The sequence below is a fragment of the Deltaproteobacteria bacterium genome (assembly GCA_021737785.1).
Lineage (GTDB): Bacteria > Desulfobacterota > DSM-4660 > Desulfatiglandales > Desulfatiglandaceae > AUK324.
This window is the reverse complement of record JAIPDI010000080.1, coordinates 1-14,321: the sequence shown is the minus strand read 5'-3', so window position 1 is coordinate 14,321 and position 14,321 is coordinate 1. Positions and strand designations below refer to the sequence as shown.

At 53.2% G+C, this 14,321-nt stretch carries 14 protein-coding genes; 3 read left to right on the top strand and 11 right to left on the bottom strand.

What is annotated here, in order from left to right:
* The first annotated feature begins 534 nt into the window (after nucleotides 1-534).
* Together K9N21_22950 and K9N21_22945 are read left to right on the top strand one after the other, a co-directional pair.
* Nucleotides 535-888, top strand: a complete 354-nt coding sequence (locus tag K9N21_22950) for a hypothetical protein (protein ID MCF8146775.1) — start codon at nucleotides 535-537, stop codon at nucleotides 886-888.
* A 115-nt stretch (nucleotides 889-1,003) separates the two neighbouring features.
* A complete protein-coding gene (locus tag K9N21_22945) occupies nucleotides 1,004-2,047 on the top strand; it encodes a haloacid dehalogenase-like hydrolase (GenBank protein ID MCF8146774.1) in 1,044 nt (347 codons plus the stop codon).
* A gap of 6 nt (nucleotides 2,048-2,053) precedes the next feature.
* Here the strand turns inward: K9N21_22945 and K9N21_22940 are convergent, their stop codons facing one another.
* The 7 genes from K9N21_22940 to K9N21_22910 form a co-directional block, all read right to left on the bottom strand.
* Nucleotides 2,054-3,868: a cell wall metabolism sensor histidine kinase WalK gene (locus K9N21_22940; GenBank protein MCF8146773.1), complete on the bottom strand. Its 1,815-nt coding sequence runs from the start codon at nucleotides 3,866-3,868 to the stop codon at nucleotides 2,054-2,056.
* A 3-nt stretch (nucleotides 3,869-3,871) separates the two neighbouring features.
* Nucleotides 3,872-4,558: a response regulator gene (locus K9N21_22935; GenBank protein MCF8146772.1), complete on the bottom strand. Its 687-nt coding sequence runs from the start codon at nucleotides 4,556-4,558 to the stop codon at nucleotides 3,872-3,874.
* A gap of 123 nt (nucleotides 4,559-4,681) precedes the next feature.
* Nucleotides 4,682-5,359, bottom strand: a complete 678-nt coding sequence (gene phoU / locus K9N21_22930; GenBank protein MCF8146771.1) for a phosphate signaling complex protein PhoU — start codon at nucleotides 5,357-5,359, stop codon at nucleotides 4,682-4,684.
* 31 nt (nucleotides 5,360-5,390) lie between these two features.
* Nucleotides 5,391-6,179 carry a phosphate ABC transporter ATP-binding protein PstB gene (gene pstB, locus K9N21_22925; protein ID MCF8146770.1) on the bottom strand — a complete coding sequence of 263 codons (789 nt, stop codon included), beginning with the start codon at nucleotides 6,177-6,179 and terminating at the stop codon, nucleotides 5,391-5,393.
* Nucleotides 6,176-7,054: a phosphate ABC transporter permease PstA gene (gene pstA, locus K9N21_22920; GenBank protein ID MCF8146769.1), complete on the bottom strand. Its 879-nt coding sequence runs from the start codon at nucleotides 7,052-7,054 to the stop codon at nucleotides 6,176-6,178. Before pstA ends, pstB begins: the two co-directional genes overlap by 4 nt.
* Nucleotides 7,055-7,201: 147 nt before the next feature.
* Nucleotides 7,202-8,113 (bottom strand): phosphate ABC transporter permease subunit PstC, encoded by a 912-nt coding sequence (gene pstC / locus K9N21_22915; GenBank protein ID MCF8146768.1) that lies wholly within the window; start codon nucleotides 8,111-8,113, stop codon nucleotides 7,202-7,204.
* Nucleotides 8,114-8,247: 134 nt separating this feature from the next.
* Complete coding sequence (locus K9N21_22910; GenBank protein ID MCF8146767.1) at nucleotides 8,248-9,066, bottom strand: PstS family phosphate ABC transporter substrate-binding protein; 819 nt, start codon at nucleotides 9,064-9,066, stop codon at nucleotides 8,248-8,250.
* 707 nt (nucleotides 9,067-9,773) lie between these two features.
* Here K9N21_22910 and K9N21_22905 point away from each other — a divergent pair.
* Entirely contained in the window at nucleotides 9,774-10,901 is a 1,128-nt protein-coding gene (locus tag K9N21_22905) for a response regulator (GenBank protein ID MCF8146766.1), read from the top strand.
* An 84-nt stretch (nucleotides 10,902-10,985) separates the two neighbouring features.
* On the opposite strand, the gene K9N21_22900 is transcribed toward K9N21_22905, so the two are convergent.
* From K9N21_22900 to K9N21_22885, 4 genes are all read right to left on the bottom strand, one after another.
* A complete protein-coding gene (locus K9N21_22900; protein ID MCF8146765.1) occupies nucleotides 10,986-11,672 on the bottom strand; it encodes a response regulator in 687 nt (228 codons plus the stop codon).
* Nucleotides 11,673-11,897: 225 nt separating this feature from the next.
* Complete coding sequence (locus K9N21_22895; protein MCF8146764.1) at nucleotides 11,898-13,208, bottom strand: putative porin; 1,311 nt, start codon at nucleotides 13,206-13,208, stop codon at nucleotides 11,898-11,900.
* 485 nt (nucleotides 13,209-13,693) lie between these two features.
* Nucleotides 13,694-13,933 (bottom strand): hypothetical protein, encoded by a 240-nt coding sequence (locus tag K9N21_22890; protein MCF8146763.1) that lies wholly within the window; start codon nucleotides 13,931-13,933, stop codon nucleotides 13,694-13,696.
* A gap of 242 nt (nucleotides 13,934-14,175) precedes the next feature.
* Nucleotides 14,176-14,321: IS1595 family transposase (locus K9N21_22885; protein ID MCF8146762.1), on the bottom strand; the 146-nt coding region annotated here is incomplete at its 5' end.

Below are 14,321 nucleotides of genomic sequence, written 5' to 3'. Positions count from 1 at the left end.
TCCTGGTGGAACAGAATGTGCGGCATACCCTGGAGATCGCGGACCGGGCATACGTGATCGAAAACGGGTGCATCGTCCTTCATGGAAACAGCAGGGATCTCTTGAAGGAAGAAAAGATCAGAAAGGCCTATCTGGGTCTCTAGGCCCTTATTCCCTGGTCTTCTGTCACGAAAAACAAGAAAATACGGCCATCCTTCCTTTGCACGCTCAGCCTTTTGTCATTCCGGCACGTTTCCAGCCGGAATCCAGAAATACGACGGACTGGATCCCGGCTAAGGGCATGCCGGAATGACGGGACAGCACCAGCTGTTTTGGCTGCGGTTATCCGCTCTAGAAGCAATCCACATCGATTGATCTTTTCCATTATTTCCCTGCCTTGACTTGCACCCTATTGTTCCCCCTTGAAATGCTTTGACAGATCCCAGGTCGTTTGCTAAACAAAACAGCGAAGCATTCACCTGACATGAATCATGCGGCCGATGTTGCTGAGGACAGGCTCATCCAACAAGTAAACAGCAATCGGGAACCTTCTTCATGCTCGAAAATCGAAAACAAGAAAGCCCTGCTTTGCCCGTTCAGGAGGCAATCCGGCTGCTGTTGGACCTCGCGCCGCACATCCAGATTTCAAGGCACGCTCCAGGCAAAATTACCATAAGGTTCAGCCTTTCCAGCCTTGGAGTGCTTCAGGATGCAGGTGTCGGAAATTTCAACCAGAAGATTCCCGGCGTCCGGAGTGCCAAAGTCAGTCTCTGGCGACGCACCGTGGATATCGAATACGATGCGGATCAGATACCTTTTGAAGTTTGGGAAGATCTGGTGGAATCCAATCAGAACCCGGAAAAAAGAAAGGACCTCAGGGATCGCCTCACGAACTTTCTCAAAGGATAGATCTTGGAATTTTTGGTGGTAATCCCGCCTTGCGGGACACCATGCGGAGAAGTTGGTGCCTTACCGGTGAGCGCCCATAACCAAAACAGGTGCATCACCGCATGGAGCGAAAATAATGGTATCCCTTTTCACCCGATGGTCGCTTGCCCGCCTGGCCATTGCCGCTGTTATCGCTGCCTTTGCCCTCAGCCTTTTCCAGGCCGCAGAATGCCGGGCCGTCTCGCGCCGGGATGCATTGCCCTCCTGGCAGGGGGATGTCAGGGAACTCCTTGTGGATTTCATCTTTGATGTATCCACGTTTGGGGACAAGGATTTCATCCCCGGACGGGATCGCCTCGCCGTGTTTGATATGGATGGAACGCTTCTCTCCGAAAAGCCGCTCTACTTTGTGCTGGATGCGACCATCCACTATCTGATTGCGTATGCATCCGAGGTGTCGGCAAAGGGACCGGAGTACAAGGCCCTCTGCGATGCAGCCATGAGTCGTGATTTGGAGTACCTGCGAAAGGATCTCGACAAAACATTCAGTCTCGCGTTTGAAGGAAGAACCTTTGATTTTTTCAGAGACTATTGTCTCAAGGTGTTTGAGACAGCCGTCAATCCCGAGAAAAAAAGGCCTCTCAAGGAACTGGTCTACAAACCGATGATTGAACTCATTGACCTGTTGCATGAGCGGGGCTTCAGCGTTTACGTGGTTTCAGGCGCCCTCCAATTCGCCGTAATGGCGATCTCGGAGGAATACCTGCACGTGGATCAAAGCCGTTGTATCGGGTCCATGGTGACGGCCAGGGCGGAAAAGGTCGGGGACAAGACGGTTTTCATCCGGGGGAAGATCAGTCCCCCGGTGAATCTGAACAGCGCAAAGTCAATCCGGATCAAGATGCGGACAGGACGGACGCCGGTCCTGGCCTTCGGCAACTCCTACGGCGACATCTGGATGCTGGAATTTACGGCTACCTCTCCTTACCGCCACCTCTCCTGTGTCATCGATCACGACGATCCGGCCGAATTCGTGTATTGCAAAGAGGGTCTCATGGATGAGGCACGGAAGAAAGGGTGGCCCATTATCAGCATGAAGAACCATTTCAAGACGACCTTCCTGAAGGCGGAGCACGACCGGGATACGCCCGGACAGTCCGGCCAGAACGATAAGAAGTGAAGATCGTCATGAAGGTTGCAGCGGATCCCCATGTGATGCGGAGCCATTGTGGGGCGGGTTGGTGGGAAGGTGTATGGAAAAGACGCTCCCCCTGCCGGGGATGCTCTCAACGGTCAGGCGGCCTGCGTGGGCCTGTACGATGTGCTTGGCAATGGCCAGACCCAGACCTGTGCCTCCCAATTGCCGGCTCCTCGCCTTGTCCACCCGATAAAACCGTTCGAACAGGCGGCTGAGATGTTTTTTTTCAATGCCGTATCCCTGATCGTGCACGGAAATCACGGTCCCCCCCTCTTCTTCGGTAACTCTTATCCGGACCGTTTTCTTCTCCTCACTGTATTTTATGGCGTTATCGATGAGATTCACCATTGCCTGCTCCAGAAGGGGAGGATCGACCCACGCCCGAGTCTCTTCGGGGCATGATATCTCGATCTGTATCTGTTTGCCATCGGCCCTGCTGTGACAGACCTGGACGGCGGTCCGAAGGATTTCACTGATCCGGCTGTCGATCCGCTCTATTTCCCCCTGCTCAGCCCCCTGCTCAATTCTCGAAAGGCGGAGGAGGTCTTCTACAATGGCCTCGAGACGGGCAACATGCTTGTCAATGATGGTCAGAAAACGGTCCGCATCCTTTGGATTCCTGACCGCGCCGCCGCGAAGGGTTTCCACAAACCCTTTGATGGTCGTAATCGGGGTCTTGAGTTCATGGGAAACATTGGCGACAAATTCACGACGGACATTCTCAAGCCTGCGAAGGCGCGTCACATCATTAAAGACAACCAACGCGCCGATCTGTCTTCCCCCGGCGTCTCGAAGCGGGGTCCCGTGGCAGTTGACAATCGCTGAGGCGAGGGGGATGTCCATTCGTGCGGGTGTTCCGATTGAGAGGGTATCTTTTACAAACTGATGCAGCAGCGTACTTCGGACCAACTCCTGTATACTCCGGCCCTCCATATCGTGCGGATGGACGTCGAGCATCCGGCCGGCGGCTTGATTCATGCTGATGAGGCGCTCTTCCATGTCCAGGGCCATCACCCCTTCGGCCATACTGGAAAGCACGGCCTCAATTTCATTGCGTTGGCGGATGACCGTATCGATCCGCTCACGCAATTCTTCGGCCATCCGGCTGAGTGAAACGGAAAGGGCTTCAATTTCCTGGGAGGCCGTGAAGGAAGGCTTATGTTCGAACTGCCCGCGGGCAATGGATTCCGCCCACATTCTGATCTGTTGAATCGGACGGACAATACGGCGCGCTACAAAAAGACCGAGGACGGCTGCCAAAACCGCGATCACCAGCCCGCCGAAAATTATTTTGGTCTGAATAGCGCCGATGGTTTCGTCGACGGAGTCTATGGGGATGGAAGTACGGATGACCGCATTCACGTGTCCCTCCTGCCGGGCAGGGACGGCCACGTACATCAGATCCTTTTCGAGGGTCCTGCTGTGCCGGATGGACGTGCCTCGGTTGCCGTTTAAAGCGTCAATAAACTCTGACCGGTCGGCATGATTGTCCATGGCTGCGGGAGCTTCATCGGAATCTCCGACCACCCTCCCGGATGGAAGCATCACGGTGATGCGGGTGTCGGCCGCCCGCCCCATCCGTTTTACCGCCTGATCCAATTTCCCTGCATCAAGCGGATCGATGTAGCTCAGGATCTGTTCCTGGCAAAGGCGTGCCCGGGCCTCCAGATCCAAGGCGGTTTGGTCGAGATAAAAGTGCCTGGTTGAGCGGGAGGCATACCAGGCGACGGCCACGAGAGATATACCGGTGATGAGCAGGTAGGAGGGGTAAATCTGCCAGAATAAACGTCTTTTTACCGCCATAAACTACTCCTTGAAACGGTATCCAACCCCTCGGACCGTCTCGATGAACCTGCCGCTGGGACCCAGCTTCTTTCGAAGGCCTGCAATCTGGACGTCCACGGAACGGTCGGTTACAAAATAGTCTGTTCCTCGAACAGTATCGACGATCTGGGAGCGGGTAAATACCCAACCGGGCCTTCGCACCAGATAATTTAGGATGCCGAACTCGGTGAAGGTCAGCGGCACGCTTTTCCCATCTACCAGGACCTCCCGCCGACCTGGATGAATCATGAGATTGCGGATCTTCACCACATCGGATGCCCCTTGGGCCTCCTCCTGTTTTCTCCGGAGCACCGCCCGGACCCTGGCCAAAAGGATTCTCGGGCTGAAGGGCTTGGTGACATAGTCGTCAGCCCCCAATTCGAGCCCGGCGACGACATCCGGCTCCTCCCCTTTGGCCGTCAGCATCACGATCGGGATTTGCCTGGTTTCGGAATTGCTTTTAAGGATCCTTGTCACCTCCAGGCCATCTATTCCGGGAAGCATAAGGTCTAATATGATGAGGTGCGGAAGGTCCTTTCGTGTGAGGTCAACGGCCTTTTCTCCGGAGTCGGCAACCCTCACATCATATCCCTCCCGCAGGAGGTTGAATCTCACCAACTCCAGGATATCTTCTTCGTCGTCGACCACGAGAATACGTTCTTTAGGCATAGCGTCTCTTTTCCAATGCACCGTTTCAAAAAAACAGAAATAAACATTACCAGCCTGTCAGCATTATGTAAATAGAGACTGCATTGTCAGAAGAATCCTTCACGCCGCTGCCGACAGCGGGGCCTATGCATCCCTCGGGATCAATATGTCCTTCCTGTGACGGGGAATTTCTCCTTCCACCATGTAGATTACCTCCTCGGCAATATTAGTGGCATGGTCGGCGATCCGTTCCAGGTGACGTGCAATAAAAAGGAGATTGATCAAATACCCCACCCGGTCGGGCTGGGCCTTGATCACTTCCTTGATCTTATCGTAAATATCCCGGTTGATGTCATCCACTTCATCATCGGAGATACACACCTTATAGGCCAGGTCCGCATCCAGGTTCACCAGTGCATCCAAGCTGTTGTGCAGCATGGTCTCTGTTTTTTCTGCCATGGTGCCGTATTCGAAGGGGACCTTGACCGGGGCCCTTCTGGCAATGTTTTCCACGCGCTCTGCGATATTGACGGCCTCGTCCCCCACACGTTCCAGGTCGTTGTTGATCTTGATGACTGCACTGATGAACCGCAGATCCACTGCCACCGGTTGATGCAGGGCCAGGATTTTGAGGCATTCCTCTTCCACCTCCACCTCGGCGTCATCGATTTCCTGATCACTGTCAATAATCTTCTGCGCCAACTCGCCGTTTCTGTTTTCAAAGGCTTCGATGGCCATTCGGACCCGTTCCTCGGCCATGGCGCCGAGAGAAAGGATCTTCTTTTTCAGGCTCTCCAACTCTCTTTGTAAATGCCGTTTCATAGGCCTTTCCTCATTCGTGTGCCTCACTGGGTTAACCAAATCGGCCGGTAATATAATCAGACGTCTGCTTTAGCTTGGGCCGGGTAAAGAGGGTCTCGGTCCGGTCCACCTCGATCAACTCGCCCAAATAGAAAAAGGCTGTTACATCCGATACCCTTGCGGCCTGCTGCATGTTGTGGGTGACGATAATGATGGTGTACGACGCTTTCAATTCGTGAATCAGTTCCTCGATCTTCAGGGTGGCGATGGGGTCCAGGGCCGAAGCAGGCTCGTCCATGAGCAAGACCTCCGGCGCCACGGCCATGGCCCGTGCAATGCAGAGGCGCTGCTGTTGACCGCCGGACAGTCCCAGGGCCGAATCGTGAAGACGATCTTTCACCTCATCCCACAGGGCCGCCTGTTTCAGACTAATCTCCACCCGCTCTGTCAGAAGACCCTTGTCCTTGATGCCGTTGACGCGCAGACCATAGGCCACATTCTCAAAAATAGTCTTGGGAAATGGATTGGGTTTTTGAAAGACCATCCCTACATGACGACGCAGTGTCACCACGTCCACACTCGGATCGTAGATATTGTCGCCGTCAAGGAGGACCTTTCCCTCGGACCTGCTGTACGGGATCAGATCGTTCATCCGGTTGAGGCAGCGCAACAAGGTGCTTTTCCCGCAGCCCGACGGCCCGATAAGGGCGGTTACCTGATTCTCGTGAAAGTCCATGGTGATGCCGGAAAGGGCCTGGGACTCGCCGTAATAGAAATCCAGATCCTGTGTCGACATTTTGGGTGGATGTTCCAGTGGAACCGAGGGGGAAATAGGATTCATCGCTTCCTCCTGAGCCGGGACCGGTAAACAATGGCAATCAGGTTCAAACCGAGCACCAGGACGATCAGCACCAGGGCCGTTCCATACTGGAGGGGACGCGTGGCCTCGATCTCCGTGCCTGCCGTTGCCAGCACATAGATGTGGTACGGCAACGCCATGATCTCATCAAAGATGGAGGCCGGGAGTGAAGGGGTGTAAAACACCGCGGCCGTGAACATGATGGGTGCGGTCTCCCCGGCTGCCCTGCTGATCCCTAAAATGGTTCCGGTGAGGATGCCGGGCAGGGCCGTTGGCAGAACGACCCGGTAGATGGTCTGCCACTTGGTGGCGCCAAGGCCCAAAGACGCCTCTCTGTATGTGTCCGGAACGGCCCGCAGGGCCTCTTCCGTGGACCCGATAATGACCGGCAGGGTGAGGGCGCCCAGGGTCAGTGCCCCTGCAATGATGCTGACCCCCATGTTTAAGTATACCACAAAAAATGCCAGACCGAATAGCCCGAAAACCACCGACGGGACCCCGGCGAGGTTATTGATGCCCAGCCGGATGATGCGGACAACGCGGCCGGGACGCGCATATTCGTTCAGGTAGATTGAGGACGCAACACCGATCGGGAGCGCGACAAGAATGGCGCCGAGGCTGAGACAGAGGGTCCCGACAATGCAGGGGAGGATGCCCCCCCTGGTCATGGAATCGATCGGGGGCTGTGTGAGGAATGTCCAGTTAATGGCCCGCCACCCCCTTGCCACCAGGAAATAAACCACCAGAAGGAGTGCTGCCCCATTGATCACGGCCGAGACCCTGAAAAGGCTGAACATCACGCCCTGGACCACCTTTCTGCGAGGCTGCACGCCACTACTGTGATTGATCCTGTTCATCCGTCAATCCTGATTATGACTGCTCGTTACTCGTTGCTGGTTACTGGTTGCTCGTTGCTGGTCGGGTCTCACCTTCTTACCCTCTTACCCTCTTACCTTCTCCCCCTTGCTCCCCGCTCCCCGCTCCCCGCTCCCTGCTCACAGGCATCACAGCGTCGCCGCCCCCACCTGCCGGTATCGATGGGAAATCTGCTCGGCAATGATGTTAAAGGCCAATGTAAACAGAAACAATATAATGGCCGTGGCGAATAGGGCATAGTAATGGTCGCTCTGAAAAGGGGCCTCCCCCATCTCTGCAGCGATACTCGCGGGCATGGGCCTTACCGGATCAAATAAAGATCCGGGCATCATGGCGGCGCCGCCTGCGACCATCAGCACCACCATGGTCTCTCCCATGGCCCGTGACATCCCCAGAATAACCGCGGTGGTTATGCCGGAAATGGCTGCCGGGAAAGTCACCCGTGCGATGGTTTCCCAGTGGGTGGCGCCCAGGGCCAAAGATGCCTCTTTCAGTTCCATAGGAACGCCGAAAATGGCATCTTCCGAGAGGCTGCAGATGGTGGGAATGGACATAAAGGCCAGCATGAGTGAGGCATTGAAGAGATTCAATCCCGTGGGCATATCCAGGATCTGCTGAAGAAAGGGCGCCACAATGACCATGCCGAAAAATCCGATGACCACCGAAGGAAGGGCCGCCAGCAACTCCACCATCGGTTTTACCCACTCCCGAACCCTCGGAGACGCCCTCTCCGCGAGATAGAGGGCGGTCAACACCCCTAATGGTATGGATATCATCGAGGAGACCAATGTCACGGCAAGGGATGCCACAATCAGGGGAAAAATCCCGAAGTCCGGTGGGTCATCGGTTGGATACCATTCTGTCCCGAATACGAAGTCCGTCACCGATACTTCTTTAAAAATAGGTAGGCCCTCCAAAAACAGGAATAGGGCAATCAGGAAGAGGGTGGTGATGGAAGCCAGGGCCACGCCAAAAAAACAAAACCGAATGACCCGTTCCGTGTTTCGCCGGCCTTTTCCTGTTTTCGTGTTTTTTGCCATGCGCAATCCTTCATTAGTCCCGTCCGTCCACTAAGTTCGCTGATTTCCGCAGATGATTTGCCTTCTAATTGGGTTTTAGGCCCGTGGGATCCGTCCGGAGTATCCCACGGGGCCGCCCGGTTTACAACCGCGAATCAAAAAAGGGGCACATATCCTGCTTCTTCAACATATTTCTGTCCCTTATTGGGATTCAGGACAAAGTTGATGAAATTGAGCACATCCCCCTTTGGCCATCCCGGCGTGAACATGAAGAGGGGCCTGCTGATCGGAAACGTCCCGTTCAGGGTCGTGGTTTTTGACCCCTCAACCCGGTTTACCGTCAGGGTCTTGACGTCTTTGTTTACATATCCGAGACCGATATAACCGATGGCGTTCTTGTTTTTTGCCACTGCCTGAGAGACCGCCCCATTGGAGGCCTGCAGGAGGGCTCCGGGAAACACCCGTTCCTTGTTCAGGACCTTCTCATGCCAAACCTCATACGTGCCTGAAGAGGTGTCCCGTGAGATAACGACCACAGGCTGATCAGGCCCGCCGATCTCCTTCCAGTTTTTGATCTTTCCCATATAGATGTCTTTGAGTTGGGCCAAGGTGACATTGACGATGGAATTACTGGGGTGGACCACGGGCACGATACAGTCATAAGCAACCGCAAAGGGGACCGGATAAATCCCGTTTTTGACGGCCAGGTCGACTTCCTTCTGCTTGATAAACCGAGACGCGTCGGCAATGTCCGTCGAACCGTCGACAAGGGCCTTCATCCCATTGCCGGACCCGCCGCCCGAAATGGATATCTTTACATCCGGGTTCTGTTTCATGTACGCCTCAGCGGTTTTCTGTGCAATGGGAAGCACGGTCGTCGATCCCTTGATCACAATGTTTCCTGCCCACGCCATATTCCCCGCAAAAAGTCCTGCCACAAGAAACGCTGCGATTCCAATACCTTTTATTTTCATTTTTTCCTCCATAGAATTGAAAGTGTTATAAAGAGGGTCCGCCTAATCCCGGGTGAACCATCCGCCTCGAGTTCGTTTTCGACTACCATGGTCCTGAATTGTTAGATTTTTGTTAGGGTCCCGTTAACCTTCCGTTAAAAAGTCCGTCCAACACCTCCTTTCCTTAGTTGGTAGCGATGATTCGGGCCCGCGGCCCCCGTGTGGAGCGAATGACTGAATACACGACCCGATGCGCGATGCAAATTCACATGATCCGCAACATAGGAGGGGTTTATTAGGAAAGAATTTGATGCATATTAGGATTGGGTGAGCCGGTACAAGGCACCCCCCTCAAGCATGATCCTTGTCCGCAGTGACGCCGTCGGGTGTTTGTCGGCCGCTCTCGGGCCATCCTTTCACGGGCACACTGCAAACCCCACCCGAAGAATCAGCAGAAAGGGCTTCGGCCGTGAAGTTATAACGGCAGAAACCTAATCCCACGCTAATACATTTCTAATACCCGTGGGTTCAACTGTGCATCGATATCAATGGCGCCTGTCTCCCAAGAGGCATGAAACGGGTATATGATTCAACTTATTGATATATAAGAAATAAAAATATTACTTCGGGAAGACGGGGAGAGCCTGGCTTGTACACATTAATACAATTTCAGCGAAACCTATTTTCTCGCAATAAACACAGCTGGACTTCTTTACAGAGGCGATCGCATGGCAAACGGAAGGATACTGATTGTGGAGGATGACGAGGACCTGGCTTGTATGCTGGAATACAATCTCAGCAGGAAGGGATACCTCACAATAAGCGCATTGAACGGTCCGTCGGCCTGCCGCTTGATCGAAGAGGAAAGGCCCGATCTGATCCTTTTAGACATTATGCTTCCCGGGATGGACGGGTGGCAAATTTGCAGGATCGTTCGCAATCATGAACGGGAAGACATATCCGAGATCCCGATCATTATGCTCACCGCCCTCGGTTCGGTCAAAGAAAAACTGAAGGGAATCGAGATGGGGGCCGATGACTATATTCCAAAGCCCTTCTCGGTCAAAGAGGTGTTGCTCAAGGTCGATCGGCTGATTGCAAGAGAAATGAAGAAAAGGCATCTGGGCGCCGAGGTCGAAAAACTCAAGGTAAGGGAATCGCAGCAAACCGATTTTCAAGACATGCTGTTTCATGAGTTGAGAAACCAGTTGGTCATCATCGGCGGGTATTCCGAGAGAATTGCCGGAAACCATCTCATGACCCCTGAAAAATACCGACACTGTGCAGGGGTCATCAAAGAGTGTTCCCATTCCCTGAATTCAATAACAGAAGAAATGCTTTTGCTCGCCAGGCTTGAGACCGGCGATTATCTTCTCCCTGAGCAAGATATTTCTCTTGCGGAAACCGTCCGTCAAGTCATTTCAATCCTCTCAAGACAGGCCGATGAAAAGGGAGTGCTCATCCATTTTGAGCTGGCAGGAAACCTTCCAACGCTGAGGTTGAACCCGACTGCTGTGAAGGTCGTGGTTTCCAATCTCCTGGAAAATGCTATCAAATACAGCCCCGAAGGATCTGGCGTCGCCGTACGTGTGGAATTCAAAAAAGGAGTGGAGGCGAGCGTGCAGGTGGAAGACAGGGGCCCGGGCATACCAGCGAGCGAAAGGGAGAAAATATTCGATAAATTTTACCGTGGAAAAAATGTAAGAGCCGGGACCAAGGGGACCGGCCTGGGCCTCTATATCTCAAAAACGCTCATCGAATCGATGGGGGGCGCCATATTTCTGGAAAACAACCCTGAAGTTGGCACCTGTTTCACTGTCGTCTTCTATCCGCCATCATCCCCTTTGCTGCCGTAAATAGGCGGACAGTCGGGAATGCAAAATGACAAGCCCCAATTTTGAGGTGTTTGCGCCCTTTGGATGCCCGGCCTGATTGGGTCGTTACGCCTTCAAGCGATATCCGACGCCCCGAACGGTCTCGATATAACTGCCTGCAGACCCCAGTTTTCTCCTGAGTCCGACAATTTGAACATCCACTGAACGATCCGTCACGAAATATTCAGAGCCCTTTACCTGGTCGACAATCTGAGACCGGGTGAACACCCATCCCGGTCTATGGGCCAGGTAGCTCAGGATACCGAATTCAGTAAAAGTGAGGGTTACCGGCTGCTGGTCCACCAGGACCTCACGACGACCCGGGTGAATCACCAGTTTGTGGATCTTTACGACTTCGGATTCGTCCGAGAGATCGGCCGATTTTCTCCGAAGGACCGCTTTCACCCTGGCTGCCAGAATCCTTGGGCTGAACGGCTTGGTAACATAGTCGTCTGCGCCCAACTCCAGACCCGCCACAATATCCGACTCTTCACCTTTGGCCGTCAACATTACAATAGGGATATCCCGGATCCCCGGGTCATTCCGGAGGGCTTTCGCCACCTCAAGTCCGTTTATGCCCGGGAGCATGAGGTCCAGCACCACAAGATCGGGGCGCTCCGTTCCTATGACGTCAAGGGCCTTCTCCCCGGTCGGGGTGCAAATGACATCGTATCCCTCCTTGGTCAGATTAAAACTGATCAACTCCAGGATATCTTCTTCATCATCCACCACAAGGATCTGCTTTTTGGACATGCGGTCTGCCATCTACAAGGGTAAACTCACGCCTATGCCCGTCTGTCTTGCGGCATCCATCCGGACATATTAACCGTCTCATATTTGTCTTTACACCGTCATTCCGGCGAAGGCCGGAATCCAGTTCCCGTACCTGCGGGGATCGAGTCCGGCATGACGAAGATGTCGGTACTATTTCGAGACAGTTAATATATGGTGTTCCGGGTGGATGCCGGCAACAGATGGTTAGAATTTGAAGTTCACGTCGAACTGAAACAGGTTCTCGGGCTCGTTTGTCTTCCCGGGAGCGTAGTCGATCTTTTCGCTGCGATAATAGTCCAGGGCCAAATAGACGTGCTTGGCCAGACCGAACTTGAGTTCGACCTCGTGTCCCTGCACATTGGTATCGCCGCCGTAGAAATCGCTGTCCGGCAGGAAGTCCAGCACCGCATCCTTTTCAAGACGCCGGTAATTGTACTTCAGCTCCCAGTCACCCAGATCCTTGACGCTGCGCCCGAATTTGAAGCCGGCTAGCCAGCCGGTATCATCGTTATCCGCATCAGACTTGATAAACTGGCCGAATAATGCCGCATGCTGAATATACGAGTTGAATTTGAATCCCACCTCGCCATCCAGGGCGATGGATGAATAGTTGTACAACAGGTTGCCGTTTGCGTCCGTAGAGTTGGTGCCTGCACTGTGTGCAAACGAGTTTCCCTCCACATCCGAGTTCCAATACCAGGTTCCCGCCAGTTTGATCCAGGTGGCCTTGGTGGGATAAATGGTCACACCGGGCTGAAAAACAAACATAATTGCAGTTTCTTCATTTGCTCTGAACTCTTGAAGGACAAACAGGGCCGGATTCAGAAAGAATCCGAACTGGTCGTTGATCTTGAAATCCAGCGGGGACGCAATTCCCTGGGGTCGAATATCGCCGTCCCAGACCAGGTCTTTGGTTTGATAGATGGGGTTCTTGAACTGACCGCCGATGATCTTCCATTCCTTGAACGGCTGGAACTGGGCGTAAGCGTAATCGATTCTGGCATCCGGCGTCTCAAAGTCCCTGTCAAAGGTCTGGTTGGTGGAACGTGGATCCGTGCCGCCCGAGCTCAGTCCAAAGCCCACCTGCCATTTCTTATCTTCAGTAACATCCGCCACCGCTCCGAAGCGCCACCTGTAGCGTCCTCTGTTCCGGTTGGTGGTGGTCCCATCGCTTTTTTCCTTGTCTTCGTACTGATATCGAAGACGAAAGTCCCCCTTGAAATGAATCCTATTGACCCATCCGGGTACCTTGGCCCACGTCTGCGACTCCTCCTTGACGGTCTTCTGCGCCGTCTCCTTGGCCACCTTTTCCGCAGTCTCTTTTACCGTGGTCTCCTGCCTGGCCCCTTCTTTCTGCATCTCCTTCAGCAGTTGGCCCGCCTCCTGCTGGCTGAGAAGACCTTTTTCCACCAGTTTGTTGATCAAAACATCCACTTCAGCGGCATATGACGGCGCCATTCCCAGATTAAAGAACAGGGCACCGATCAGACATACAAACAGTGCAATTCTTTTCATTGTAGACATTCTCCTTCCACTCAATTTTTGTTGCGGCACATCGAAAGATATGACGGCGACTCTTTCCTCCTAAATCCTCTGCATTTCACCTCCTCTCCGAATACGTTGCATTTCGCAATTCAGGCCATGATGAAACAGACGGATTAGCAACCTATTAGGAGGAAGTTAGATTTTGGTAAGATCGAAATTGAGCAGGCACGTATTGGCGAGGGATCGTGAATTGCTTATTCCAGTAGACGGATCAGCCAAAGCTGTTTGGAAAATTTCTCACCGGCGTTGGAGAACGGAGATTTGAACAGGGTTTGCGTGGAACAGGAAGGGACCACCCCTTCTCTGTCCACGCAGAGAGAGTAATGAAGAAACTGCTATGAAAATAGACCCCCTTTGTAAGGTTTTTATGAGGGATATGTTACGTGTGCGTGATATGTGAACTGAACTATCAAAGGAGGGTGATTGCCCTGGTTCAGAGCGCCAGGCGGTGTGGATCAGGCAGGCCCGTTAACGGCTTCGCAGACATGGCTGTTGTTGTGCAGCCACAACGAAATATCCTCCCGTAGATCCTCCGGAAGCCCTTTGCCCAACACCTCGAATCTGGTTACGTTTGTTGCCCGGTCATAGATCATCATGATCCGAGTCGCTTCCCTCCCCTCGGGGTCCAACCCGGCTGTATCAGGAAGGTCAAATACCCAGTGCAGTTGATTGATGCATCGTCTCTTTTCCATCATTTTTCTCCTTATTTAATATGATTCTCATTTAAATTTGTAGTGGAGGCCGTGAGGACCTTGAATCGTCTGACGGCGACTCCGCGAACGATATACGCAAATCAATTCATGCCCATGTGGTGCAAGGGACTTCCTCGAACTGGACACTCCTCAATTCCCCAAAAAATAAGCATGGATTGTTAAATGGTCATTAGCCTTTCATTAGATTAAGGAGAATGAGGGTATCCATTTAACTCAGGTGGCTACTATATGTTGTGGTCACGTTTTTTAGGCCCTCTGACATGCTTAATGATCTTGCCATATGGAACCGGATCAACGTGCATTGCCTGTTGAACAAGGCGATAAAAGAGCTTCCCACGATGTTGAGAAGTGCGCCGGTTAAAACGGAAAG